The organism is Allobosea sp. BK604 (assembly GCF_004341515.1).
Lineage (GTDB): Bacteria > Pseudomonadota > Alphaproteobacteria > Rhizobiales > Beijerinckiaceae > Allobosea.
In genome coordinates this window covers 56,674-80,280 of the sequence record NZ_SLZF01000004.1, presented here as the reverse complement: position 1 = coordinate 80,280, position 23,607 = coordinate 56,674, and the positions used below count along the sequence as shown (strand labels likewise).

The following is a 23,607-nucleotide window of genomic DNA, read 5'->3' as shown; positions in this document are numbered from 1 at the left end:
CTGTCTCTCGAACGCGTCGGCGCGGGCCGCCCTCTTCGGTCTCCGCGCCATGTCGTCCTATTCCGCTGAGCTCACTCGGCCGCGACCGCCAGCGTGACCGGCTCCTCGGTCAGGCTGTAGCGGGTGAACTGGCGGTTCAGCGCCGGCAGCGGCGCGACCTCCATGATCCCGCGCGCCGGCTGCATGACCACCATCGCGACGGTCGCCGAGAGATTGCCGGTCTCGTTCGGGCGCGGCGGGCGGCAGACGGCGTAGGGCGACAGGAAGTCATCGAACAAGGCGCTCTTCAGATCGTCGACGGAGAGCTTGCGGCCGGCCTCGTCCAGCAGCTTGCGGACGCGCCAGTCGCGATAGAAGCTCTCCGGCACGCGCGGGGTGCCGGTATCGGTGAGCTTGGTCAGTGCGATCTCGCCGACCCAATGGTTGGCGTGCACGATCAACCCGTCCTGCGGATAGATCGGGAAGGCCGCGTCCGGCGCGCATTCGAAATCGATGGCGAAGCCGGCGACGGTCGAGAGCATCATGTTGTTCGAGCAGGATTTGGGCGTCGTCGCCACGGCCTTCATCGCCATGGCGAAATGCTCCTGCTCCAGCACCTTGCGCCGGATCAGCGCCAGCGGCACGCCGGTCTGGGTGAAGTCACGCTCGCTCTCGAGATAGTTGGCGGTGATGGTGACGCCGGCCGCGTTCATGCCGCAGCGCGCGAGCCCGCCGGCCTCGACGAAGGTGAGGAAATCCGGCCCGTCATCGCGGCGCACGCGCAGCACGATCGCGGTCTCCGCGCATTCGGCCTTCCAGTCCCAGTTCTGGCCGTGGATCAGCTCACCGGTGGCGCTGCGCTCGGGCAGGATCACCGCGCCGGTGCAGCCATCGTCGAGCTCCTCGTTGGCCTCGACTGGCTTCGCCTTCTCCAGCCGCGCCTTGGCCACGACCTCGGTGCGGGCATTGATCATCACGATGTCTTCGAGGCTGACGCCGGCGCCGTCGGCGATACCGCGCATCTCCTCGACATAATGGGGGCCGAAGGCCTCGATCTCGCGGGCGAACTCGCCGATCAGCCGCGACTTGGCCGCAGAATCATAGCCGAGCTCGGTGAGCTGGCCGCCATAGAGCTCGATCGAGCGCTTGACGCGCTTGGGCACAGCCTGTCCATGCTGGCGGCCGCGCTCATAGGGTGAGCCGGAGACATCGATGAAGGGAAAGGGTTCAACCATCGGCCGGGCCTCCTTGAGCATGCTCTGGCGCATCGTCGAAAAGAAATGTATTTCATCTTGAGCTAAGACAGGCAAGAGCATTTTCATGGCAAATCCGACCCGGCTGCAGCGCGAGATCGCGGACGCCATCCTGCAAATGGCCCGCGAGGACGGGCTGGAGGCGGGCACCTGGCTCAACGAAAACAGCACGGCGAAGCGGCTCAATGTCTCGCGCACGCCGGTGCGCGCCGCGATCGACTATCTCGCCGAGCAGGGCTTCGTACGCCGCCATTCCAACAAGGGGGTCGAGTTGGTCGCGGTCCCAAGCGCCGCCAATGATGGCGGCGCGACGCCGGATGCGACCGAGCTCGTCCTGGTCAAGCTGGCGCGCGACCGCGAGGCCGGGCTGATCGCCGACGAGATCTCGGAGATGGAGGTGATGCGGCGCTACGAACTCGGCCGGCCCGAGGTGCAGCGCCTGCTCGCCCGCCTCGCCGATCTCGGCATGATCGAGCGCAAGCCCGGCTATGGCTGGCGCTTCCTGCTGGCGCCGCGGGATTCCTCGGTGCATGACGAGGCCTATCGCTTCCGCCTGATGATCGAGCCGATGGCGTTGCTCGAGCCCGGTTTCGCGATCGAGCAGGGCTGGATCGACGAGATGCGCACCCGCCACCATGAGACGCTGCAGCGGCCGTGGCGGGACAGCTCCGCTGTCGCCTTCTACGAGATGAACGCCGATTTCCACGAGGGGCTGGCGGCCGCCTCCGGCAACCGCTTCGTCCATGCCGCGATCCGCAGGCAGAACCAGCTCCGGCGCCTCTCCAATTACGACTGGATCTTCGGCTTCGAGCGCGTCGAGGTGAACTGCACCGAGCACCTGCAGATCCTCGACTATATCGCGGCCGGCGATCGCGAGGTCGCATCGGCACTGATGCGCCGGCATCTGCAGCGCGCCAGCACCCTGCGAGCGCCTGACGGACGCCCCGGCTAAAGCGCCCCTCACACGCTATTGTCTTTTCTTCAATAGAAACACACTATGGCCAGATCGCCTGGCCCAGCCGGTGCGATCCACCCCTGCGCGCCGGAGATCAGACATGCCAGCCACAGCCCTTCGCAGCGAAGCCGACCGCGGCAACGAGCCCGACGCGTTCTGGATGCCGTTCACGCCGATGCGGGCCTTCCGGCAGGAGCCGATCCTGTTCGAGCGGGCCGAGGGCATGCACTACATCACGCCGGAGGGACGGCGCGTGCTCGACGGCATGGCCGGGCTCTGGTGCGTCAATGCCGGCCATGACCAGCGGCACATCGTCGAGGCGATCCGCGAGGCGGCGGGCCGGCTCGATTTCGTCTCCTCCTTCAAGATGAGCCACCCGGCGGCGCAGACCTATGCGGCGCGGCTCTGCGATTTCGCGCCTGACGGACTCGACCATGTCTTCTTCGTCAATTCCGGCTCGGAAGCCGTCGATACCGCGCTGAAGATCGCCCGCGCCTATCACCATGCCCGCGGCGACGCGCGCCGGACCAAGCTGATCGGCCGGGCCAAGGGCTATCACGGCATGGGCTTCGGCGGGCTCTCGGTCGCCGGGCTCGGGCGGCAGAAGCGCGGCTTCGGGCCGCTGCTGCCGGAGGTGGCGCATCTGCCCCTGCCCTATGATGCCGGCATGGCCTTCTCGCCCGGGCAGCCGGAGCGCGGCGCGGCCTATGCCGAGGATCTCGAAAAGCTGCTCGAGGTGCACGACCCGCTGAGCGTCGCGGCGGTGATCGTCGAGCCGGTGATCGGCTCGGGCGGCGTCTACCCGCCGCCGAAGGGCTACCTCGAGAGCCTGCGCGCGATCTGCAGCAAGCACGGCATCCTGCTGATCTTCGACGAGGTCATCACCGGCTTCGGCCGGCTCGGTGCCCCCTTCGCGGCACAGGCTCTCGGCGTCACGCCCGACCTCATCACCTGCGCGAAGGGCATGACCAACGGCTCGGTGCCGATGGGCGGCGTCATCGTCTCCGGCGATGTCTACGCCGCCTTCATGGCCGGCCCGCCCGACGTGATCGAGCTCTTCCACGGCTATACCTATTCGGCCCATCCACTCGCCTGCGCCGCGGGCCTCGCGACGCTCGACGTCTTCGCCGAGCAGGGCATCGTCGCGAAGGCCAGGGCGAGCTCGGCGATCTGGCAAGAGCGCGCGCAGGCGCTGAAGGGTGCGCCACATGTGGTCGATATCCGCACGCTCGGCCTGCTCTGCGCCATCGAGCTCGCGCCGAAGGCGGGCGCAGCGGGAACGCGCGGCGCGGCCGGCGCCAAGGCCTGCCTCGATGCCGGGGTGCTCGTGCGCGGCTCGGGCGACACGATCGTGCTGTCGCCGCCGCTGATCATCTCGCAGGGCGAGATCGAGGAGGTCTTCGGCGTGATCGAGGCTGTGTTGGCGAAGCTGGATTGAGACGCCCTTCCCGTCATGGTCGGGCTTGTCCCGACCATCCACGTCTTCGCTTGTCGAGTGCGGTGTTCAAGACGTGGATGCTCGGCACAAGGCCGAGCATGACGGTGGTGGCTGCTCACTTCTTCAGGCTGACCTCCCAGGCCCTGATCCGCGACTCCCAGGGCACGAAGCCCTCGACACGGGCTGTCGAGGCCCAGGCCTCGACCGAGTTGAACAGCATCACAAGCGGCACGTCGTCGATCATGCGCTTGTGCAGGTCGTCGAAGATCGCCTGGCGTTCGGCGACATTCTCGATCTTCGAGGCCTTGTCGAGCAGCGCGATCACGGCCGGATCGTCCCAGACCTTGCGCGGCTGGTCGGCCTTCGGCCCGGTGAAATGCTCGAAGCTCAGCGCCGGGTCGAGCCGGGCCGAATAGGAATGCACCATGAGCTGGTAGTTCCCCTTGAGGAACCGGTCCATATGCGTCGCCCATTCGACGACATCGATGTCGGAGTTGACGCCGACCGCCTGGAACATCGACTGCAGCACGACCGCGATATTGAAGCTCGGCGAGGATTTACGGTTGTTGGTGGTGATCTTCAGCCGCTCGCCCTTGTAGCCGGCCTCGGCCAGGAGCTTCTTAGCCAGCGCAGGATCATAGTGGAAGGAAAGGTTCTGGACCTCGCTGCGATAGGTCGACTTGGCGTGGATGGTCGAGTTGTTCGGCTTGACGTCGAGATCGGAGATGATCGCGACGAGTTGGCCGAAATCGATCGCAGCGGCAAGCGCCTTGCGCATCGCCGGCTTCCGGAAGACCGGATCGTTGGTCTGGAAGAGCAGCGCATGGCGCGCCGCGGTTGGCACGGTCTGGACCGTGACGCCCTTCTCCTTGCGCAGCGCCGCGACATCCGAGCTCAGCACCTCGGCGATGTCGATCTGGCCGGAGAGCAGGCCGGCCTTGACCGAAGCGGCATCGGGCACGACCAGGAACTTGACCTCCGGCACGAGCGGGCGCTTGCCGCCGGCGAAGCCGTCGAGCCCGCCCGGCAAGGACTGGTAGCCGTCGAACCTCGTCAGCACGATCTGCTGGCCGCGCTTCCATTCACTGAGCTTGAACGGGCCGGTGCCGACCGGCGCCTTCCAGGAGCCGTCCGGATTGAGGGAATCCTTGTGGATCACCGCGGCGCTGCCGCAATCGGTTCGGGCGAGCGAGAACAGGAAGAGGGCATTCGCCTCGTTGATGCGCATGCGCACGGTGGTCGGCGACACGGCCTCGACCGCCTCGACTTTCAGGCCGTTGCGGCCGTCGAAATCGGCGAGGCAGCGCCATTCCGTCTTCGGGTCCATGTAGCGCTGCCAGCTCCAGACCACGTCCTGCGCGGTCAGCGGCGCGCCGTTATGGAAGGACAGGCCCTTGCGAAGCTCGAACGTGTAGGTCAGCCCATCCGGCGAGGTCTCGATCTTTTCCGCCAGCATCGAGCCGACCGTGCCGCCCTCGCGATAGGCGACGAGCCCCTCGACCATGTGCAGCGTCACGGCGTCGGTGTCGTCGTCGCGATTGACGCCGGGATTGGTGCCGCGGATATCGGCCTTGAGCGCGACCGTCAGGGTCTGCGCGGCCAGTGGCGTGGCGGCGATGGCGGAGAGGACGGCAAGCGCGGCAAGCGGTCTACGGATCATCGGCATCTCCCCTCGTCGCCTGCCGTCACTCGGCCGCGACCGCGACCGGATCGTCCTTGAGGCTGTAGCAGGTGAAATTGCGGTTCAGCGCCGGCAGCGGCGCGACCTCCATGATGCCGAGCGCCGGCTCCATCAGGATCATCGCAACGCTCGCCGTCAGGTCACCGGTCGCCCCGGCGCGCGGTGGGCGGCAGACGGAATGCGGCGTCAGGAAATCGTCGAAAAGCGCCGCCTTGAGATCCTCGCGGGTCAGGAAGCGCTGCGGCTCGGTCAGCAGCTTGCGCACGCGCCAGTCGCGATAATGGCTGTCGGGCGAGGAGGCGAAGCCGGTGTCGCGCAGCTTGGTCAGCGCCACCGGGCTGACCCAGTGGTTGGCGTGCACGATCAACCCGTCCTGCGGATAGACCGGAAAGGCCTCGTTCGGCGCGCATTCCAGATCGATGGCGAAGCCGGCATTCTGGCTCAGCATCATATTGGTCGAGCAGGCCTTCGGGGTGGTGGCGACGAATTTCATCGCCAGCGCCAGATGCTCCTGTTCCAGCGCCTTGCGGCGGATTAGCGCCAGCGGCACTCCCTCCTGGCAATAGTCGCGGTCGCTGCGCAGGTAATTGCCGGTGACGCAGATGCCGGCGGAGTTCATGCCGTGCCGGCCGAGCCCACCCGCCTCGACGAAGGTCAGCACATCCGGCCCGTCCTCGCGGCGGATGCGCAGTACGATCGCGGTTTCCGCGCATTCGGGCTGCCAGTCCCAGTTCTGGCCCTGGATGATGCCGCCGTTCCAGCTGCGCTCGGGCAGGATGATGGCGCCGGTGCAGCCATCGGCCATCGCCTCCTCGTCCTCGTCATCATCCTCGACCGGGCGGGAGGCGAGCAGCCGCGCCTTGGCGACGACCTCGGTGCGGGCATTGATCATCACGATGGCTTCGAGATCGAGCCCGGCGCCGTCGGCGATGCCGCGCATCTCCTCGAGATAGTCGCCGTCGAAGGCGGCGATGCTGCGGGCGAATTCCGCGATCAGCGCCTCGCGCTGGCCGGGGCGCAGGCCGAGCTTGTCGATCTGCCCGGAATAGAAGCGCGCGCTGCGGCGTACCCGCTCCGCCACGGCCGTGCCATGCTGACGGCCGCGCTCATAGGGCGTGCCGGAGACCGGGACGAAGGGAAACGGCGCGATCATCCACAGCCCTTGTGTTTTTTACGTCAACGTTGTGCATGGGACCATCGCCAAAGACGCCTGTCAATGACAGAGTGGCCCTGCTGGGGAGACGCCTTCCGTGCCGAGCGGACTACATCACGAAATCATCGGCGATATCCTGCGAATCGGCCGCGACGAGGCCTGGACGGTGGGAGCGCCGGTCGGGGAAAAGCCGCTTGCGGGCCGGCTCGGGGTGTCGCGCACCCCGGTGCGCCGGGCGCTGATCGACCTCAGCGAACGCGGCATCCTGCGCCGCGAGCCGGGCACCGGTTTCAAGCTCAACCGGCCGATCGACGCGGCGATGATCGAGCAATGCGTGGAGGAGGCGACCGGCAGCGGCGACCTCTACCAGAAGCTCCTGATCGAACGCTCCTCCGGGCTGATCGGCGAAGAGGTCACCGAGAACGCGCTGATCGCACGCTTCGGCGCCTCGCGCGGTGATGTGCGCCGCGCCCTGCAGCGGCTCGCGGCCGAGGGCGTAGTCCAGCGCCAGCGCGGCCATGGCTGGCGCTTCAGCGAAAGCCTCGACACGCCGCAGGCGATCATCGAGAGCTACGCCTTCCGCGAGGCGGTGGAATGCGCCGCGCTGAATCAGCTGAACTACCGGATCGACCGCGCCGAGCTGGAGCGGATGCGGAGCGCCCATCAGGCCCTGATGCGCAAGCCCGCCGCCGAGATCGCCCCGGACATGTGGTTCCAGGTCAATGCGCATTTCCACGAGACGCTCACCTCATGGTCGCGCAACCGCTTCTTCGTGCAGGCGGTGAAGCGGCAGAACACCTTGCGGCGGATGCATCAATTCGCCGATTTTCCGCAGCTGACGCCGGAGCAGATCACGCAATCCTGCGAGGAGCATCTCGCCATCCTCGACGCGCTCGCCGCCGGCGACCGGCGGGGAGCTGCGAGCCTCCTCGCCGCGCATCTCAGGCAGGCGGCGCAGGACTGGCTCGATCAGGGCTGAGGCTGCGTCACGCCACCAGCGGCTCGAAGCGATAGCCCTCGCCGTCGCGGCGGACATGACCGCCGTGCGGATGGGCAAAATGGCCGGCGAAAATGGCGCAGCCGGTCTCGGCGGCATAATCGAGCAGCTTCAGCCGCGTGGCGCGCGCCGTCTCCTGATCCTCGCAATAGCGGCTGTTCCAATGCGGGGCGCGGACCTGCAGCGGCTGGTGCATGACATCGCCGATCAGCAGCGCCTCCTGGCCCTGCGAGCGGATGCGCACCGCCATCTGGCCGGGCGCATGGCCGGGGATCGGCATCAGGTCGAGCCCCGGCGCCAGCGTTTCCGTGCCTTCGACGATCCAGGCCTGGCCGGAATCGATCACCGGCTGGACGCTGTCGCGAAAAATGTCCTGATAGGCTGCGGGCTTGCTGGCGCCGCCGCGCGCAGGGTCGCGCGCGTCACGCTCGGTCGCAGAGAAGACGTAGCGCGCCTTCGGAAAGGTCGGGACCCAGCGGTCGTCGACGAGCGTGGTGTTCCAGCCGACATGGTCGACATGGAGATGGGTCAGCACGACCAGATCGACCGCCTCGGGCGTCACGCCGGCGAGCGCGAGACGCTCGAGATAGGGCTCGTTCAGCCGGTGGAAGCGCGGCGAGGCCGGCCGGTCCTTGGCATTGCCACCGCCGGTATCGACGATGACGAGCCGGCCGGGGAAGCGCAGCACATAGGTATGGATGCTGGAGGCGAAGGTCTGGCTCGCCGGATCGTAGAAATGCGGCGCCAGCCAGGACAGCTCGGCCTGCGCCACCTCCGGCGCGAAATCGGGATAGAGGCTGGCCGGCTCGCGGAGCATCAGCTCCGGAACCACGCTGATCTCGACTTCGCCAAAGCGGAACATGCCGTCTCTCCCTGGAGCATTTTCGAGCGAAGCGGGCACCGGTTCGCGAGGACAATGCGATGACACAAAGGCTGGCGCATGTTCGCGAGTCGAGGAAACGCGGGAATGCTCCAGAACGCCCGGCCCCTGGCGGGCCGGCGTTGCACCATAGGCAGCGCGCGCCGGCAAGCCATTGCAGCGAGCGCACAAATGCTTTGCGAAGCGCCGCTGTTTCCGCTGCTTCGCGCCAGCCCCTAACCTGCCCTACGAAGACGACGAGCAGAAACGGGGCCGGATGTCCGGCCGCTGCAGGACGGGACGCGCCGGCCAGGCCAAAGCCGCGCCCGCGAGAGGACGAGGATGAGCTACAAGCATTTCCAGGTCGAGGTCAGCGACTTCATCGCCACCGTGACCTTCAACCGCCCGCCGGTGAACGCGCAGAATCGCGAGACGCGCGAGGAGGCGATCCGCATCTTCGATCAGCTCAGCGACCGCGACGATGTCCGCGTCGTGATCCTGACCGCGGCCGGCAAGACCTTCTCGGCCGGGGCCGACGTCAAGGAGCGCGTCGGTCTGGTGCAGGAGCCGGGCGACTATATCAGCCATAACCGCGTCGCCCGCGAGTTCTTCTATGCCGTCGCCGATTGCACCAAGCCGGTGATCGCGGCGGTGAACGGCCCCGCGATCGGCGCCGGCTTCGCACTGATGCTGGCCTGCGACATCATGCTGGCCACCGACACGGCCTATGGTTCGATGCCGGAGGTCGATGTCGGCCTCTCCGGCGGGCAGAGCTTCGTGATGGAGCATTTCAGCAAGTCGAAGGCGCGCTATCTCTATTTCACCGGAGCGCGCGTGACGTCACAGGAACTCTATCGTCTCGGCATCATCGAAAAGGTGGTGCCGGCGGAGGAGCTGATGCCGGCGGCCATGGAGATCGCCCGCACCATCGCCGCCAAGAGCCCGCTGGCGGTCCAGGGTGCCAAGCGCGGCTTCAGCACCACGGCGGAGATGCCGGTGCGCGACGGCTATCGCTACGAGCAGTCGATCACCGTCGCCCTTTCCCATACCGAGGATGCCAAGGAGGCGCAGCGCGCCTTCGTCGAGAAGCGCAAGCCCGTGTTCAAAGGGCGCTAGATACGCCGCAGGTACACTGAGATCTGCGCTCGTCCGCATTGCGGCGGCCGGCAAAGCGCGACATGGTGCGCCGGCTTGATGCGAGGCCCGCCCGGCCCTCGATGGACGCCCTCGCCCGATGCACGAATTCGCCGATCTCAGGGTCTTCACCAAGGTCGTCGCGGCCGGCAGCTTCTCGGCCGCGGCGCGCCAGCTCGGCCTGCCGCCCTCGACCGTCTCGCGCCGGATCGCGGCGCTGGAGCAGCGGCTCGGCGTGCCGCTCTTCGTGCGCACCACGCGCCATGTCACGCTGACCGAGGCCGGCCGGGCCTATCATGGCGCGGTCAGGCGCGTGCTGGAGAATCTCGAGGAGGCCGACCACGCGGTCGCGCTGTTCCGCGACAAGCCGCGCGGCACCTTGCGCGTGCAGAGCCGCGTCTCGCTCGGCGCGCGCCTGATCGCACCGCTCCTGCCGAAATTCATGCGCGAGCAGCCAGGCCTGAAGATCGACCTGCGACTCACGAGCCAGCAGATCGACACGCTCGCCGACGACATCGATATCGGTATCCGCTTCGGGCTCGGCCCGGCCTCCTCGCTGATCACGCGCCGCGTCGTCTCGGCCCAGCAGGGGCTCTATGCCAGCCCGGCCTATATCGCCGAATTCGGCCTGCCGGAGACGCCGGAAGCGCTGCTGAGCCATAATTGCCTGGCCTTCGTCGTCAATGACGAGCCGACGATCTGGCGCATCGGCCAGCCCGAAGAGATGCGCGAGGTCAGGATCGAGGGCCTGTTCCAGAGCAACGATGTCGGCGCCCTGCTCTCGGCCACGCTGGCCGGCTGCGGCATCAGCATCTTCCACCACTATGTCGTGCGCGAGGAGGAGCGGCGCGGACGGCTGGTGCGGGTGCTGCCGGAGCATCAGATCACCACGATGGCGACCTTCGACACCCATGTTTATGTGATGTATCCGCCGAACATGCAGAACGCGCCGAAGATCCGCGCCTTCACGGATTTCCTGGTGCGCTACCTGCCCGAGGCCGTGCGCGCTTGAGGACGACGATGACACCAACCTGCGTGATCCTGGACGATTATCAGAATGTCGCGCTCGAGATGGCGGACTGGAGCTCCCTGCGCGAGCGCGTCAACCTCCGCGTCAGCACTGCGCCCGTCGTCGGCGAAGCGCTGATCGCGCTCCTTTCCGATGCCGAGATCGTGGTGATGATGCGCGAGCGCACGCCCTTCCCGGCCGAGCTCTTCGCCGCCCTGCCGAAGCTGAAGCTCCTCGTCACCACCGGCATGCGCAACGCCTCGATCGATTTCGCCGCGGCGGCCAAACAGGGCGTCACGGTCTGCGGCACGTCGAGCGCGCCAGGCACCACGGCCGAGCTGACCTGGGGGCTGATCCATGCGCTGACGCGCACGATCCCGGCGGAGAACGCCAATTTCCATGCCGGCGGGCCGTGGCAGACCAGCGTCGGGCGGGATCTGCGCGGCACGACGCTGGGCATTATCGGTCTCGGCAATCTTGGCCAGCGCGTCGCCCGCGTCGGCACCGCCTTCGACATGAACGTGCTCGGCTGGAGCCGCTCGCTTAGCGAGGAGACCGCGAAATCGGTCGGCGCGGAGCGCGCCGCGACGCTGCACGAATTGCTGCGGCAATCCGATATCGTCAGCATCCATGTGCCGCTGAATGCCGGCACGCGCGGGCTGATCGGGGCGGCCGAGTTCGGGCTGATGCGGCCGCAGGCGTTGCTGATCAACACGTCGCGCGGGCCGATCGTCGACGAGGCTGCGCTGATCGATGCGCTGAAGAGCGGCAGGATCGCCGGCGCGGGCCTCGATGTCTACGATACCGAGCCGCTGCCGGTGCCACATCCGTTGCGCGGCCTGCCGAATGTCGTGGCGACGCCGCATCTCGGCTATGTCACCCAGGCAAATTACCGCGCCTATTTCACCGGGGTGGTCGAGGACATCGCGCGCTGGCTCGACAACAACCCGGTGCGGGTGCTGACCGCCTGAGCCGGATCAGCGGGCGAGTTATCGCAACCCCGGTTTCGGGCCGGAACTCTACTCGCCCGCCGCCGGGCGGATGGCGAGCGGCGCGGCGGCCTTGCCGCGCCGGCGCGCGAACCAGCCGAAGAGATCATCGAGCCCGCCGACGAGGCCGCGCCGGAACAGCAGCACGCTGAAGACGAAGATCAGGCCCTGCAGCACCGTCACCCAGGCGCCGGCGGCGGCGAGATAGTCGCCGATGCCGATCAGCACGAAGGAGCCGAAGATCGGGCCGAGCAGCGAGCCGAGCCCGCCGATCAGGCTGATCAGCAGCACCTCGCCCGACATCGACCAGTGCACGTCGGCAAGCGAAGCGAGCTTGACGACGAGCGCCTTCATCGAGCCGGCGAGGCCGGCCAGGGCGGCGGAGAGAACGAAGGCGAGCAGTTTTGCGCGCTGGACCTTGTAGCCGAGCGAGATCACCCGCGCCTCGTTCTGCGCCGTCGCCTTCAGCACCTGGCCGAAGGGCGAGCTGGTGATGCGGCGGATCAGCAGGAAACAGGCGACGAAGACGACCAGCGTGAAGAAATAGATCGCGAGCGGCTGCTCGAGATCGACCAGCCCGAAGAGCCGGCCGCGCGGCACGGCCTGGATGCCGTCCTCGCCGCCGGTCCATTTCGCCTGGAGCGCGACGAAGAAGATGAGCTGCGACAGCGCCAGCGTCACCATGGCGAAATAGATGCCGGAGCGGCGGATCGCGAGCCAGCCGAAGAGCAGTCCGAACAGCGCCGCGACGCCGGTGCCGAGCAGGATGGCGAGCTCGGGCGGCAGCGCCCAGGCCTTGGCGGTGTAGGCCGTGACATAGGCGCCCGCGCCGAAATAGGCGGCATGGCCGAAGGAGAGCAGGCCGACATGGCCGGCGAGCAACGCGAAGGCCGCGCCGAACAGCGCGAAGCACAGAACTTTCGAGAGGAAGAGCGGATAGATGAAGAAGGGCGCGACGCAGGCGAAGGCGAGCAAGGCGATCTCGACCGGCTTCGTCCAGCGCCGGGCGCCGAGCGAGACGGCATCGGCGAGGAAGCTGTTGCCGGTCGGCGCGGCCTGGTTGCGGCCGAGGAAGCCGGCGGGCCTGGTCAGCAGCACGACCGCCATGATGACGAAGACCACGGTCGAGGCGGCCTCGGGATAGATGACCTTGGTCAGGCCCTCGACGAGGCCGAGCGTGAAGCCGGAGAGAATGGCGCCGAGGATCGAGCCCATGCCGCCGATCACCACGACGGCGAAGACGACGACGATGACATTCGTGCCCATCAGCGGGCTGACCTGGTAGATCGGCGCGGCCATGACGCCGGCCAACGCCGCCAGCGCGACGCCGGAGCCATAGGTCAGCATCACCATGCGGGGGACGTTGAGGCCGAAGGCCTCGACCAGCACGCGGTTCTCGGTGGCGGCGCGCAGGGTGGCGCCGAGCGGCGTGCGCTCGATCAGGTACCAGGTGCCGAAGCAGATGATCAGCGAGGCGACGATGACCCAGCCGCGATAGTTCGGCAGGTACATGAAGCCGAGATTCTGGCCGCCCTGAAGCGCCGAGGGTATGCCGTAAGGCAGGCCGGCAGCGCCGAAGAAATGCCGGAACACGCCCTCGATCACCATGGCGAGGCCGAGCGTCAGCACCATGCCGTAGAGATGGTCGAGCTTGTAGAGCCGCTTGAGGAAGAGCTGCTCGATGACGAGGCCGAGCGCGCCGACGATCAGCGGCGCCAGGATCAGCGCGCCCCAATAGCCGATGCCGGTCAGCTTCAGCAGGAAATAGGCCGCGAAGGCGCCGAGCATATATTGCGCGCCATGGGCGAAGTTCACGATGTTGAGCAGGCCGAAGATGATCGCGACGCCCAGGCTCAGCAATGCGTAGAACGAGCCGTTGATCAGCCCGAGCAGCAATTGGCCGAGCAGGACCTGGAGCGGAATGCCGAGAAGCGGAACAGTGATCATTCTTTGAACCTTGCCCGGCCGTCAGACGCCGAGATGATGGCGCAGCAGGTCGCGCTGCGCGTCGAGCTCGTCATTGGGGATCATCGCCACGACCTGCCCGTGCTCGACGAGATGGTGCCGGTCGGCGATGGTCGCGGCGAAATGGAAGTTCTGCTCGACGAGCAGGATGGTGAAGCCGCGCGCCTTGAGCAGGCGCAGCACCTCGCCGATGCGCTGGACGATGACCGGGGCGAGCCCCTCGGTCGGCTCGTCCAACAGGAGCGTGCGAGCACCGGTGCGCAGGATGCGGCCGATGGCGAGCATCTGCTGCTCGCCGCCGGAGAGCTTGTTGCCGTCGCTGCGACGCCGCTCGGCAAGATTGGGGAAGAGCTCGTAGATCTCCTCGACCGCCATGCCGCCCTTGTCGATGATCGGCAGGAGCTTGAGATTCTCCTCGACATTAAGGCTGGCGAAGATGCCGCGCTCCTCCGGGCAATAGGCCAGGCCGGCGCGGGCGATGCGATAGGAGCGCGCGCCGATCAGCTCCTCGCCGCGATAGCGCACCGAGCCCTGGCGCCTGTCGAGAATGCCCATCATGGCGCGCAGGGTCGTGGTCTTGCCGGCGCCGTTGCGGCCGAGCAGCGTGACCAGCTCGCCCTCGGCGATCGAGAAGCTCATGCCCTGCAGCACATGCGACTCGCCATACCAGGCGTTGAGATCGCGGATCTCGAGGAAGGGGGCGGCAGCGGCTTGTCGGGCAGGCTCAGCCATGTCCGGTCCCCATATAGGCCTCGACCACGGCCGGATTGGCGGCGAGCTCGGCATAGCTGCCCTCGGCCAGCACGCGCCCGCGGGTCATCACGGTGATGGTGTCGGAGAGATCGGCCACGACGCGCAGGTTATGCTCGACCAAGAGCACGGTGCGGCCGATGGCGACCTCGCGGATCAGGGCGGCGACGCGGTCGATATCCTCATGGCCGAGCCCCGCCATCGGCTCGTCGAGCAGGAGGATCCTGGGCTCCATCGCCAGGGTGGTCGCGATCTCCAGCGCGCGCTTGCGGCCATAGGACAGGTCCGAGGCATAGGTCTCGCAGAAATCGGAGAGGCCGACGGCGGCGAGCAGTTCCTCGGCGCGCCCGCGCAGGCCGGCGAGCGAGCGTTCCGGGCTCCAGAAGCGGTACCAGTTGCCCATGCGCTGCTGCAGGGCGAGGCGGACATTCTCGTAGGCCGTCATCTGCGGGAAGACGGCGGCGATCTGGAAGGAGCGGACGATGCCCTGCCGCGCCGTCTCGTCGGCCGGCATCGTCGTGATCTCGTCCTGACCGTAGAAGATGCGGCCGGTCGTCGGCAGGTGGAACTTGGTCAGCAGGTTGAACAGCGTCGTCTTGCCGGCGCCGTTGGGTCCGATCACGGCATGGATCGTGCCGCGCTCGACCGCGAAACTGACATCGTCGACGGCCTTGAAGCCGCCGAAGACCTTGGTGAGCTTCTCGGTCCGCAGGACGATATCGCGCGATGGCGTCGCGGCATCCGCTGCGACCGGCATGGCGGGCACGGCGCTCACGAGACCGGCTCCGCCTTACGGCTGAGCGCAGCCGCCGGCTCGCCCGGCCGCCTGATCTCGAAGACCTCGTCGACGACGCAATAATCCATGTAGCCGAGGCGGGCGAGCGGGCGCACGCTGGTGACGTCGATCAGGCCCTCGACCAGCACGGCCTCGTCGATATGGATGCCGACCACCTCGCCGATCACGATCGCCGAAGGGTTTGGCTTGCCGTCGCCGGATTCGAGGCCGACGGTCTTGGAGTAGCGGCATTCGAGCGCGATCGGCGAGCGCGCAACGCGCGGCACCCGGACGTTGCGGCAGGGGATCATCTCCAGCCCGACGACCGCGGGCTCGCTGACATGGGCGCCGAACTCGGCCGAGGATGCGTTGACCTCGTCGCGCAGATCATAGGTCGCGATGTTGACGACGAACTCGCCGGTCTCCTCGGCATTGCGCTGCGAATCCTTTGCCGGCGCGCTCGAGAACATCACGAAGGGCGGATAGGCCGAGACCAGGTTGAAGAAGCTATAGGGCGATAGGTTCACCACCCCGGCCCGGCTCACGCTCGAAATCCAGCCGATCGGCCGCGGCGTCACCAGCGCGGTGACGGGGCTGTGCGGCAGACCGTGCTCGTCGCTGCGCGGATCGTAGAACATGAAGCGCTCCTCAGATCACGCCCGAGGCGGCGAGATCGGTGATCTCCTTCCGCGTGAAGCCGAGATCGGCGAGGATTTCGGCATTGTGCTCGCCGAGCAGCGGCGGGTGGCGCTCATGCGTGATCGGTGCCTGGGCGTAGCGGATCGGATTGGCGATCTGCGGCACCGAACCCGCGACCGGATGCGGGATCTCGATCCGCATCTTGCGATGGATCGCCTGCTTGTCCTCGAAGACCTCCGGCACCGCGTTGATCGGCCCGCAGGGCACGCCGACCTTCTCCAGCGCCGCGACCAGATCGGCCCGCGTCCACGTCGCGAAATGCCCGGCGACGAGCGCCAGCAACTCGTCGCGATTGGCGACGCGGCCGGCATTGAGGCGGAAGCGCTCGTCGCTCGCCCATTCCGGCACGCCCAGCACCTGGGCGAGCTTGGCGAATTGCCCGTCATTGCCGACGGCGAGCACGACATGGCCGTCACGGCAGGCGAAGACCTGTTGCGGCATGATGTTCGGGTGGCCGTTGCCATAGCGCCGCGGCGGCTTGCCCGAGAGCATGTAGTTCATCGCCTGGTTGGCGAGGAAGGCGCCCTGGACGTCGAACATGGCGAGGTCGATATAGTCGCCCTGCCCGGTCGTATCGCGCCGGGCGAGCGCGGCGAGCACCGCGATGGTGGCGTACATGCCGGTCATCAGGTCGACGATGGGGACGCCGACCTTCTGCGGCCCGCCGCCGGGCTGACCGTCCTCCTCGCCGGTGACGCTCATCAGCCCGCCCATGGCCTGGATCATGAAGTCGTAGGCGACGCTGGCGCGGCGCGGACCGTCCTGGCCGAAGCCTGTGATCGAGCAGTAGATCAGGCTGGAATTGAGCAGCTTGAGCTCGTCATAGCCGAGACCGAAGCGCTGCAACGTGTCGACCTTGAAATTCTCCAGCAGGATGTCGGAGCGCGCGGCCAGCCGGCGGACGATCTCGCGCCCCTGCTCACTCTCGAAATCAATGGTGAGCGAGCGCTTGCCGCGATTTGTGCAGAGGAAATAGCCGGCATCCCGGGTGTTGTTGCCATCCTTGTCCTTCAGGAAGGGCGGGCCCCAGCCGCGCGTGTCGTCGCCCACTTTCGGGCGCTCGACCTTGATCACGTCGGCGCCGAGATCGGCGAGCATCTGCCCGGCCCAGGGGCCGGCCATGACGCGACTGAGATCGAGAACGCGGATATGCGACAGCGGACCGGCCAAGACGACGGCTCCCATAGGCGGATCAGGAAAAGGTTGGCCGGAGCGCACCCGAGAGCGCGCCCCGGCCTTTCGTAAGCGGCAGGCTTACTTCTTCACGAGCGGGCACTTGCTCTCGGAGAGCGGCATGGCCGCAGCCTCCGGCGGCACCGAGGCGATGACCTTGTAGTAGTCCCAGGGCTTCTTCGACTCGCCGGGCGCCTTGACCTCGACCACGTCGACGCCGCGCATGACCTTGCCGTCCTCACGGATCCAGCCATCGGTCGTCATCGCGTCGTTGATCCTGGTCTTGCGCATCTGCTCGACCACCGCCTTGGTCTCGTCGGTGCCGGCTTCCTTGACCGCCTTGAGGTAATGCGTGACGGCGCTGTAGGCGCCGGCCTGGAGCCAGGTCGGAGCCGAGCCGGTCTGCTTGAGGAAGCGCTCGCCGAAGGGCCGAGTCTTCTCGTCCTTGTCCCAATAATAGAAGGTCGTGACGATCAGGCCCTGCGCGGTCTGCAGGCCGAGCGCATGGGTGTCGGTGATGTTGAGCAGCAGCGCCGCGAGCTTCTGGCCACCCTTGGTCAGGCCGAACTCGTTGGCCTGCTTGATGGCGTTGACGGTGTCACCGCCGGCATTGGCGAGCGCGATCACCTTGGCGCCCGAGGCCTGGGCCTGGAGCAGGTAGGAGGAGAAATCGGCGGTGTTGAACGGGTGGCGCAACGCGCCCAGCACCTTGCCGCCGCTTTTCTTGACGATGTCGGAGGCCTGCTGCTCCAGGACATGGCCGAAATTATAGTCGGCCGTGATGAAGAACCAGGTGTCGAGACCCTGCTTGACCAGCGCGCCGGCCGTGCCGGCAGCGAGCCCGTAGCTGTCCCAGGACCATTGGAAGCCGACCGGCGAGCAGGCCTCGTTGTGCAGCAATGTCGTGCCCGAGCCGGAGATCAGGAAGACCTTGTTCTTCTCGCGGGTGACCTCCTGGATCGCCGCGCCGACGGCGGAGTTGCCGCCATCGACGATGGCGTCGACCTTCTCGGTATCGAGCCAGCGGCGCACGATGCCGACGCCGATATCGGGCTTGTTCTGGTTGTCGGCGACGACGATCTCGATCTTCTTGCCGTTGATCGCGCCGCCGAAATCCTCGACCGCCATACGCGCCGCGGCGACGACGCCGGGGCCGCCGGCCGCCGAATAGATGCCGGACTGGTCGTTGGTGATGCCGAGCTTGATCACATCGTCGGAGATCTGGGCCTGGGCCGGCAGCGCCGCCAGGAGAGGCATGCCGATCGCAGCGCCAAGCGCCGCCGTCCTGAGCATCGCCGCATTGCGAGGCATCGCCGTCTTCGTCTTCGCACGTGTCTCGTTCATGGCGATCCCCTCCAGGTCCCTCGCTCGCACACGGCCATTTTTGTGGTTGCGGCCGGTTGGTTCGAGGCACCCTATTGAGCCGCCTGCTCCCCTTCAATCGGTTGGGTTATGCTGAAAATGGAAAGCCAATGTGCGCCGGGAAGCAAAAATCCGGGCTTTTGCGCTGATATAGCGGCCCCAAAACCAACAGCGCGGTGATCGCCTTGCCGCATGCGCACAACCGGACGCCCGTTCGACCGGGTCGGCCGGAGGCATCGTCGCCTGTGCGGTTTTGCGCTTTCGGCAACAATGCTTACCGGCCAGCTTCATTGCCGGCGCGGCGTGGCCCGGCTAGCGCTTCGCTGATATGGCTGGCTGCCCGCCGGCGGATTTTTTGACGAGCAGGACGCCATGCCAACGCGCAGAAGCATCGGGACTTTCGACCATATCGTGATCGGCGCGGGCTCGGCCGGCTGCGTTCTGGCGAACCGGCTGTCGGCCGATCCGCGACGCAGCGTGCTGGTGCTGGAGGCCGGCGGCGACGACAACTGGATCTGGTTTCACATCCCCGTGGGCTATCTCTACGCCATCGGCAATCCGCGCGCCGACTGGCTGTTCCAGACCGAGCCGCAGGCCGGGCTCGGTGGCCGGGCCCTGCCCTTCCCGCGCGGCAAGGTCGTCGGCGGCTGCTCGGCCATCAACGCGATGATCTATATGCGCGGCCAGGCCGCCGACTACGATGGCTGGCGCCAGCTCGGCCTCGACGGCTGGGGCTGGGACGACGTGCTGCCGCATTTCCTGGCGCATGAGGACCATATCGACCCGCCGAACGACCTGCATCGCTCCGGCGGCGAATGGCGCGTCGAGAACCCGCGCGTACGCTGGGACGTGCTCGACGCGATCCGCGATGCGGCCGAGGCCGCCGGCATCGCGCGCATCGCCGATTTCAACTCGGGCGACAATGCGGGCTCCGCCTATTTCCAGGTCAACCAGAAGCGCGGCCGGCGGATGAGCGCCTATCGCGCCTTCCTCAAGCCGGTGCTCAGCCGGCCGAATCTCAAGCTTGAGACCGGCCTGCTGGTCGAGCGCATCGTCGTCGCCGACGGCAAGGCGGTCGCGGTCGAATTCTCGCGCGGCGGGGAAAAGCTGCGGGCCGAGGCTGGCGGCGAGATCGTGCTCAGCGCCGGTTCCTTCGGCTCGCCGGCGATCCTGGAGCGCTCCGGCATCGGCCATGGCGAGCGCTTGCAGGGACTGGGCATCGAGACGAAGGCGCATCTGCCCGGCATCGGCGAGAACCTGCAGGACCATCTGCAGATCAGGCCGGTCTACAAGGTCGAGGGCGTACGCACGCTCAATACCGACTATGCCAAGCTCTGGCGCCGGCCGCTGATGGCGCTGGAATACGCCGCCTTCCGCACGGGGCCGCTGACCATGGCGCCCTCGCAGGTCGGCGCCTTCGCCAAGTCCTCGCCCGACTACGCCACCGCCAATCTCGAATTCCACTTCCAGCCGCTCTCGCTCGACAAATGGGGCGACGGGCTGCACAAGTTCGGCGCCTTCACCGCGAGCGTCTGCAATCTCCGCCCATCGAGCCGCGGCAGCGTGCATCTCAAGAGCGCGGACGCCGCGCAGCAGCCGGCGATCACGCCGAACTATCTCGATACCGAGGAGGACAAGCAGGTCGCGGTCGATGCGCTGCGGCTGGCGCGCCGGATCGTGGCGCAGGCGCCGCTCGCCCGTTTCCATCCGCAGGAATACCTGCCGGGGGCGGCGGCCGACACGGACGAGGCCCTGCTCGACGCCGCGGCCAGATACAGCACGACGATCTTCCACCCGGTCGGCACGGCGAAGATGGGGCGCGAGGACGATCCGATGGCCGTGCTCGACCAGCGCCTGCGCGTGCGCGGCATCGCCGGCCTGCGTGTCGCCGACGCCTCGGTGATGCCGCGCATCACCTCGGGCAATACGGCGGCGCCGACCATGATGATCGCCGAGAAGGCGGCTGCGATGATCAAGGAGGATTCGCGGGCGTAGCGGCGAAGGCTCCGCCTTCGACCCGCCGCGCGGGGATGGCGCGAATGTATGCTCGATGACGTCTTGCGCCATCGGCGGCAGGAAGCGCGTTGCCGGTCGTTTGCCGTGCCGCGCTTCAGGGCGTCAGCGGCAACGCCTTCAGTTCCTTCCGAGCCGTGCCGAACGTGCCGAGTTGATAGACCGACGCACCAGTCGGCGAGAACGTGAACGTGCCGAATGGCTCGGCCAGCATCGTCTTCAAATAGGTTTCCGTTCCGACCCCGATCGTCACATGCGGATTGAAGCGCTTGCCCGCCGCGATCGTGCCGAAATTGGCGACGTATTCGATCAGCGATCTTTGGATGTCGCGGCCGCCATCCCTGCTGAAGAACGCCGCCGGCGTCCCGGTCTTCACGGTGTAGGGCTCGACGGCCTTGATCAGCTCATCCTGCAGCCGGTGCAACTCGTCGGTCGGTTCGACGACGATCCCCGCGAGGCCGACCGGCGAAGACGGGATATAGTAATATTTGTAAGCTTTCAGCGTCCATGAGGTCGGCTTTTCCTTGGCCAGAACCGCATTCGCCGCGGCGTATACGCTGTCCAGATCGGCCGTGCGGACGAAGCGCTGCACCATGGTGACATGCGGGTGGTGCGTCTCATCCAGCGCAAAGCCCTTCGGGAAAGACTTGAGCAGCCGCGCGTTGGCGTCCTTCGCGTGCTGAAGCATCGTCGCGTCGGGCTCGAGCGCAATGTCGATCGCTGTCACCGGTTTTTGTTGGGCGATGGCCCCTTGGGCGAAGCCGAAGATCAAGGCCAGCCCGAAGCCGATGGCTGTGACGAATGTCGCCATCGTTTTCCTCCCCGAATGCGTGGAAGAGCGGCGTGTCCGGGGAGAAATCTAGTTGAAAGCGATTCTGCGCGCCATGCGCTTTCGGCTACCCTGAAGCCGCCCTCCGGTGCATCCCCTCGGGCGTTCGATGCCGGCGTGCGGGCGCGCGGCTCGATGGGCCGCCGTTACTCCACCTTCACGCCGGCGACATCGATGATGCGCTTCCACTTGACGCGCTCGGTCTCGATCACGGCCTGGAGCTCGGCCGGGGTGCCGCCGGTCGGCAGCATGCCCTGCTCCTCGAAGCGGCGTTTGATCTCGGGCAAGGCCAGGATCTCGTTCACGGCGGCATTCAGCTTCGTCACGGCCGCGTCGGGCACGGCCGAGCCCGTGGTGAGGTAGAGCAAGGTGAAGGCGTCGTAGCCCGGCAGGCCGTCGGCGATCGGCGGCAGGTTCGGCTCCAGCGAGACGCGCTGCGCCGTCGAGACGCCGAGCGCCCTGAGCTTGCCGTCGCGGACCTGCGGCATCATCGCGGTCAGCGAGTCGATGGCGCAATCGACGCGGCCGCCGACGAGGTCGAGCAGCGCCGGCCCCGAGCCACGATAGGGCACGTGGATCATGTCGATCCCGGCCATGGTCTTGAACAGCTCGACGGCAAGATGGCTGGCCGAGCCCGGCCCGTTGCTGGCGAAGTTGAGCTTGCCGGGATTGGCCTTGGCATGAGCGATGAACTCGGCCGTCGTCTTCGCCGGCACGGAGGGGTGGACGACCAGCACGCTCGGCAATTGCGCGACATGGACGATCGGCCGGAGGTCCTTCATCGCGTCATAGGGCAGCCTCGCGTAGAGGAAGGGATTGGTCATCTGCACGCCGGGCGTGGCGATGACGATGGTATAGCCGTCGGGCTCGGCCTTGGCCGCTGCATCGGCGCCGAGCGAGCCGGCGAGCCCCGGCCGGTTCTCGATGACGAAGGGCACGCCCAGCACGCGGCGCAGCTCCTCGGCCAGCAGCCGCGCAGCGACATCCGAGCCGCCGCCCGCGACGAAGGGCACGATGAAGCGCACCGGCTTCGACGGCCAGGCCTGGGCCGAGGCCGGCCCCGACGCGGCGACGGCGAGCGAAGCACCTGCCCCTGCCAGGAAATGGCGACGATCGAGCATGTTCATTCTCCCCGAGAGCACATGGCTTCCGCGGCGAGAGCTAGCAGAGCCTTCGCCTGTGCGAACATGGCCACGCCGCGTCGAGCAGTTGTGCGGCAGATGAAAAGCTGGGCTGCGGATCATTGCGGCGTAGCGGCTTTCCACGCGGCGCAAACCTGCCCTCCGCCCGGCGTGAATGGTTGCGGCGCGGCGAGCCCGATAACCTTCGTTTGCCGAAACGCGTCTGGAGCCGATCAAAGAGCGCCCGCCGCCTCGGCGAGGAATGATTCTCAAGGAAAGGATCGGCCGATGATCGGGCGTCTCGCCCTGGCCCTGCTCGCCCAGTTGGCCGTGCTTCTCCCCGCCGCCGCGCAAGGCCCGGCGGACAGCTTCCCCAAGCAGCTGATCAAGATCGTGGTGCCCTATCCGCCGGGAGGCTCGACCGACCCGGTGGCGCGCACCGTCGCCGATGAGTTGCGCGCCCGCTTCGGGCAGTCCGTCATCGTCGAGAACCGGCCGGGCGCCGCCGGCTCGATCGGCACCGACGCCGTCGCGAAGGCCGATGCCGACGGCTACACCATCCTGTTCCACACCTCGGTGATCACGGTCGACCCGAGCTTCAAGAAGCACCTGCCCTATAATGTCAGCAAGGATCTGCGGCCGCTCGCCCAGGTCGCGATCGGCCCCTACCTGATGGTGACCCATCCGTCGCTGCCGGCGAAGAACGTCGCCGAGTTCATCGCCTATGCGAAGGCTAATCCGGGCAAGCTCAATTTCGGCTCGGCCGGCCAGGGCTCGTCCGGCCATCTGATCGGCGAGCTTTTCGGCCTGCAGACCGGAATCGACATGGTGCATGTGCCGTTCCGCGGCGGCGGCCCCTCGATCCAGGCGCTGATGGGCAACGAGGTGCAGCTGCTGTTCGACACCGTCACCGCCTCGCGCGCGCTGGCCGAAGGCGGGCAGATCAAGGCGCTCGCCGTGACCAGCCCCGAGCGCTCGCCGCTGATGCCGACCATGCCGACCATGCGCGAGAGCGGCATGAGCCAGGGCTTCGAGCAGGTCTATTGGCTCGGCTTCTTCGTGCCGGCGGCGACGCCGGAGCCGATCGTGACCAAGCTGAGCGACGCGATCATCGACATCGTCAGGCAGCCGAAGATCCAGGACTGGATGAAGCTGCAGGGCCTCGTGCCGCGCACGCTCGGCCCGGCCGAGTTCAAGACCGTGGTCGAGCGCGATATCGAGACCTGGCGCAACGTGATCCGCGACGCCAAGATCGAGCCGCAATAGGATCGATGCCCGGCATTGCGAGGAGCGTAGCGACGAAGCAATCCGGGGACGTAGAGCGCTGCCGCCCCTGGATTGCTTCGCGGAGCCTGTACTCGGGCTTGCCGAAGGCAAGACCCGGGTGCTCGCAATGACGGGAGAACGCCAGAGCATCGGCCCGAAACGTGGATGGCGCTTTTCGGACAAGCCGATGCGCGAAAATGCCCCCGC

Annotated in this window: 20 protein-coding genes and 1 pseudogene; 8 read left to right on the top strand and 13 right to left on the bottom strand. The window is 67.2% G+C overall.

What is annotated here, in order from left to right:
- Nucleotides 1–71 precede the first annotated feature (71 nt).
- A complete protein-coding gene (locus tag EV560_RS13510; protein ID WP_131856306.1) occupies nt 72–1,214 on the bottom strand; it encodes a C45 family autoproteolytic acyltransferase/hydolase in 1,143 nt (380 codons plus the stop codon).
- A gap of 85 nt (nt 1,215–1,299) precedes the next feature.
- Between EV560_RS13510 and EV560_RS13505 the strand changes: the two genes are divergently transcribed.
- Both EV560_RS13505 and aptA read left to right on the top strand, forming a co-directional pair.
- Complete coding sequence (locus EV560_RS13505; protein WP_131856305.1) at nt 1,300–2,184, top strand: GntR family transcriptional regulator; 885 nt, start codon at nt 1,300–1,302, stop codon at nt 2,182–2,184.
- A 103-nt stretch (nt 2,185–2,287) separates the two neighbouring features.
- Nucleotides 2,288–3,625, top strand: coding sequence for an omega-aminotransferase AptA (gene aptA, locus EV560_RS13500; protein WP_131856304.1), 1,338 nt, complete (start codon nt 2,288–2,290; stop codon nt 3,623–3,625).
- Nucleotides 3,626–3,740: 115 nt separating this feature from the next.
- On the opposite strand, the gene EV560_RS13495 is transcribed toward aptA, so the two are convergent.
- Nucleotides 3,741–5,285 carry an ABC transporter substrate-binding protein gene (locus EV560_RS13495; RefSeq protein WP_131856303.1) on the bottom strand — a complete coding sequence of 515 codons (1,545 nt, stop codon included), beginning with the start codon at nt 5,283–5,285 and terminating at the stop codon, nt 3,741–3,743.
- A 25-nt stretch (nt 5,286–5,310) separates the two neighbouring features.
- Nucleotides 5,311–6,459, bottom strand: coding sequence for a C45 family autoproteolytic acyltransferase/hydolase (locus tag EV560_RS13490; protein WP_131856302.1), 1,149 nt, complete (start codon nt 6,457–6,459; stop codon nt 5,311–5,313).
- Between the two features lie 97 nt (nt 6,460–6,556).
- Here EV560_RS13490 and EV560_RS13485 point away from each other — a divergent pair, with 97 nt between their 5' ends.
- The gene (locus tag EV560_RS13485) at nt 6,557–7,438 is read left to right on the top strand and encodes a GntR family transcriptional regulator (RefSeq protein ID WP_131856301.1); all 882 of its coding nucleotides are present in this window, start codon (nt 6,557–6,559) and stop codon (nt 7,436–7,438) included.
- Between the two features lie 7 nt (nt 7,439–7,445).
- Here EV560_RS13485 and EV560_RS13480 read toward each other — a convergent pair whose 3' ends face one another.
- Complete coding sequence (locus tag EV560_RS13480; RefSeq protein ID WP_131856300.1) at nt 7,446–8,318, bottom strand: MBL fold metallo-hydrolase; 873 nt, start codon at nt 8,316–8,318, stop codon at nt 7,446–7,448.
- A 339-nt stretch (nt 8,319–8,657) separates the two neighbouring features.
- Between EV560_RS13480 and EV560_RS13475 the strand changes: the two genes are divergently transcribed.
- The 3 genes from EV560_RS13475 to EV560_RS13465 all read left to right on the top strand — a co-directional run bounded on the left by EV560_RS13475 (nt 8,658) and on the right by EV560_RS13465 (nt 11,429).
- Nucleotides 8,658–9,431: an enoyl-CoA hydratase/isomerase family protein gene (locus tag EV560_RS13475; RefSeq protein ID WP_131856299.1), complete on the top strand. Its 774-nt coding sequence runs from the start codon at nt 8,658–8,660 to the stop codon at nt 9,429–9,431.
- 118 nt (nt 9,432–9,549) lie between these two features.
- Nucleotides 9,550–10,461: a LysR family transcriptional regulator gene (locus tag EV560_RS13470; protein WP_131856298.1), complete on the top strand. Its 912-nt coding sequence runs from the start codon at nt 9,550–9,552 to the stop codon at nt 10,459–10,461.
- An 8-nt stretch (nt 10,462–10,469) separates the two neighbouring features.
- On the top strand, nt 10,470–11,429 hold the full coding sequence (locus tag EV560_RS13465; protein WP_131856297.1) for a D-2-hydroxyacid dehydrogenase family protein: 960 nt from the start codon (nt 10,470–10,472) through the stop codon (nt 11,427–11,429).
- Between the two features lie 48 nt (nt 11,430–11,477).
- On the opposite strand, the gene EV560_RS36380 is transcribed toward EV560_RS13465, so the two are convergent.
- The 7 genes and pseudogenes from EV560_RS36380 to EV560_RS13435 all read right to left on the bottom strand — a co-directional run bounded on the left by EV560_RS36380 (nt 11,478) and on the right by EV560_RS13435 (nt 18,153).
- The gene (locus EV560_RS36380) at nt 11,478–12,422 is read right to left on the bottom strand and encodes a branched-chain amino acid ABC transporter permease (protein ID WP_465247010.1); all 945 of its coding nucleotides are present in this window, start codon (nt 12,420–12,422) and stop codon (nt 11,478–11,480) included.
- A gap of 87 nt (nt 12,423–12,509) precedes the next feature.
- Nucleotides 12,510–13,394 (bottom strand): annotated as a pseudogene (locus EV560_RS36375) (branched-chain amino acid ABC transporter permease); the annotation flags it as partial.
- A 21-nt stretch (nt 13,395–13,415) separates the two neighbouring features.
- Nucleotides 13,416–14,144, bottom strand: a complete 729-nt coding sequence (locus tag EV560_RS13455) for an ABC transporter ATP-binding protein (RefSeq protein ID WP_131856295.1) — start codon at nt 14,142–14,144, stop codon at nt 13,416–13,418.
- Entirely contained in the window at nt 14,137–14,919 is a 783-nt protein-coding gene (locus tag EV560_RS13450) for an ABC transporter ATP-binding protein (RefSeq protein WP_131856753.1), read from the bottom strand. Before EV560_RS13450 ends, EV560_RS13455 begins: the two co-directional genes overlap by 8 nt.
- Before the next feature lie 14 nt (nt 14,920–14,933).
- The gene (locus EV560_RS13445; protein ID WP_131856294.1) at nt 14,934–15,575 is read right to left on the bottom strand and encodes a flavin reductase family protein; all 642 of its coding nucleotides are present in this window, start codon (nt 15,573–15,575) and stop codon (nt 14,934–14,936) included.
- A gap of 10 nt (nt 15,576–15,585) precedes the next feature.
- Entirely contained in the window at nt 15,586–16,806 is a 1,221-nt protein-coding gene (locus EV560_RS13440) for a CaiB/BaiF CoA transferase family protein (RefSeq protein WP_131856293.1), read from the bottom strand.
- Between the two features lie 84 nt (nt 16,807–16,890).
- Nucleotides 16,891–18,153 (bottom strand): ABC transporter substrate-binding protein, encoded by a 1,263-nt coding sequence (locus tag EV560_RS13435; RefSeq protein ID WP_207908024.1) that lies wholly within the window; start codon nt 18,151–18,153, stop codon nt 16,891–16,893.
- Nucleotides 18,154–18,543: 390 nt separating this feature from the next.
- Here EV560_RS13435 and EV560_RS13430 point away from each other — a divergent pair, with 390 nt between their 5' ends.
- Nucleotides 18,544–20,166 (top strand): GMC family oxidoreductase, encoded by a 1,623-nt coding sequence (locus EV560_RS13430; protein ID WP_131856292.1) that lies wholly within the window; start codon nt 18,544–18,546, stop codon nt 20,164–20,166.
- A gap of 115 nt (nt 20,167–20,281) precedes the next feature.
- Here EV560_RS13430 and EV560_RS13425 read toward each other — a convergent pair whose 3' ends face one another.
- Entirely contained in the window at nt 20,282–20,995 is a 714-nt protein-coding gene (locus tag EV560_RS13425) for a 2'-5' RNA ligase family protein (RefSeq protein WP_131856291.1), read from the bottom strand.
- Between the two features lie 164 nt (nt 20,996–21,159).
- Nucleotides 21,160–22,134 (bottom strand): Bug family tripartite tricarboxylate transporter substrate binding protein, encoded by a 975-nt coding sequence (locus tag EV560_RS13420; RefSeq protein WP_165923453.1) that lies wholly within the window; start codon nt 22,132–22,134, stop codon nt 21,160–21,162.
- A gap of 288 nt (nt 22,135–22,422) precedes the next feature.
- Between EV560_RS13420 and EV560_RS13415 the strand changes: the two genes are divergently transcribed.
- Nucleotides 22,423–23,400: a Bug family tripartite tricarboxylate transporter substrate binding protein gene (locus tag EV560_RS13415; RefSeq protein ID WP_165923452.1), complete on the top strand. Its 978-nt coding sequence runs from the start codon at nt 22,423–22,425 to the stop codon at nt 23,398–23,400.
- Nucleotides 23,401–23,607 lie beyond the last annotated feature (207 nt).

Coding starts and splice junctions, on each gene's coding strand:
- EV560_RS13490 (WP_131856302.1), bottom strand. CDS start 6,459: ATGATCGCGCCGTTTCCCTTCGTCCCGGTCTCCGGCACGCCCTATGAG.
- EV560_RS13470 (WP_131856298.1), top strand. CDS start 9,550: ATGCACGAATTCGCCGATCTCAGGGTCTTCACCAAGGTCGTCGCGGCC.
- EV560_RS13480 (WP_131856300.1), bottom strand. CDS start 8,318: ATGTTCCGCTTTGGCGAAGTCGAGATCAGCGTGGTTCCGGAGCTGATG.
- EV560_RS13420 (WP_165923453.1), bottom strand. CDS start 22,134: ATGCTCGATCGTCGCCATTTCCTGGCAGGGGCAGGTGCTTCGCTCGCC.
- EV560_RS13510 (WP_131856306.1), bottom strand. CDS start 1,214: ATGGTTGAACCCTTTCCCTTCATCGATGTCTCCGGCTCACCCTATGAG.
- EV560_RS13475 (WP_131856299.1), top strand. CDS start 8,658: ATGAGCTACAAGCATTTCCAGGTCGAGGTCAGCGACTTCATCGCCACC.
- EV560_RS13455 (WP_131856295.1), bottom strand. CDS start 14,144: ATGGCTGAGCCTGCCCGACAAGCCGCTGCCGCCCCCTTCCTCGAGATC.
- EV560_RS13505 (WP_131856305.1), top strand. CDS start 1,300: ATGGCAAATCCGACCCGGCTGCAGCGCGAGATCGCGGACGCCATCCTG.
- aptA (WP_131856304.1), top strand. CDS start 2,288: ATGCCAGCCACAGCCCTTCGCAGCGAAGCCGACCGCGGCAACGAGCCC.
- EV560_RS13415 (WP_165923452.1), top strand. CDS start 22,423: ATGATCGGGCGTCTCGCCCTGGCCCTGCTCGCCCAGTTGGCCGTGCTT.
- EV560_RS13450 (WP_131856753.1), bottom strand. CDS start 14,919: ATGCCGGTCGCAGCGGATGCCGCGACGCCATCGCGCGATATCGTCCTG.
- EV560_RS13435 (WP_207908024.1), bottom strand. CDS start 18,153: ATGAACGAGACACGTGCGAAGACGAAGACGGCGATGCCTCGCAATGCG.
- EV560_RS13425 (WP_131856291.1), bottom strand. CDS start 20,995: ATGGCGACATTCGTCACAGCCATCGGCTTCGGGCTGGCCTTGATCTTC.
- EV560_RS13495 (WP_131856303.1), bottom strand. CDS start 5,285: ATGATCCGTAGACCGCTTGCCGCGCTTGCCGTCCTCTCCGCCATCGCC.
- EV560_RS13430 (WP_131856292.1), top strand. CDS start 18,544: ATGCCAACGCGCAGAAGCATCGGGACTTTCGACCATATCGTGATCGGC.
- EV560_RS13465 (WP_131856297.1), top strand. CDS start 10,470: ATGACACCAACCTGCGTGATCCTGGACGATTATCAGAATGTCGCGCTC.
- EV560_RS13445 (WP_131856294.1), bottom strand. CDS start 15,575: ATGTTCTACGATCCGCGCAGCGACGAGCACGGTCTGCCGCACAGCCCC.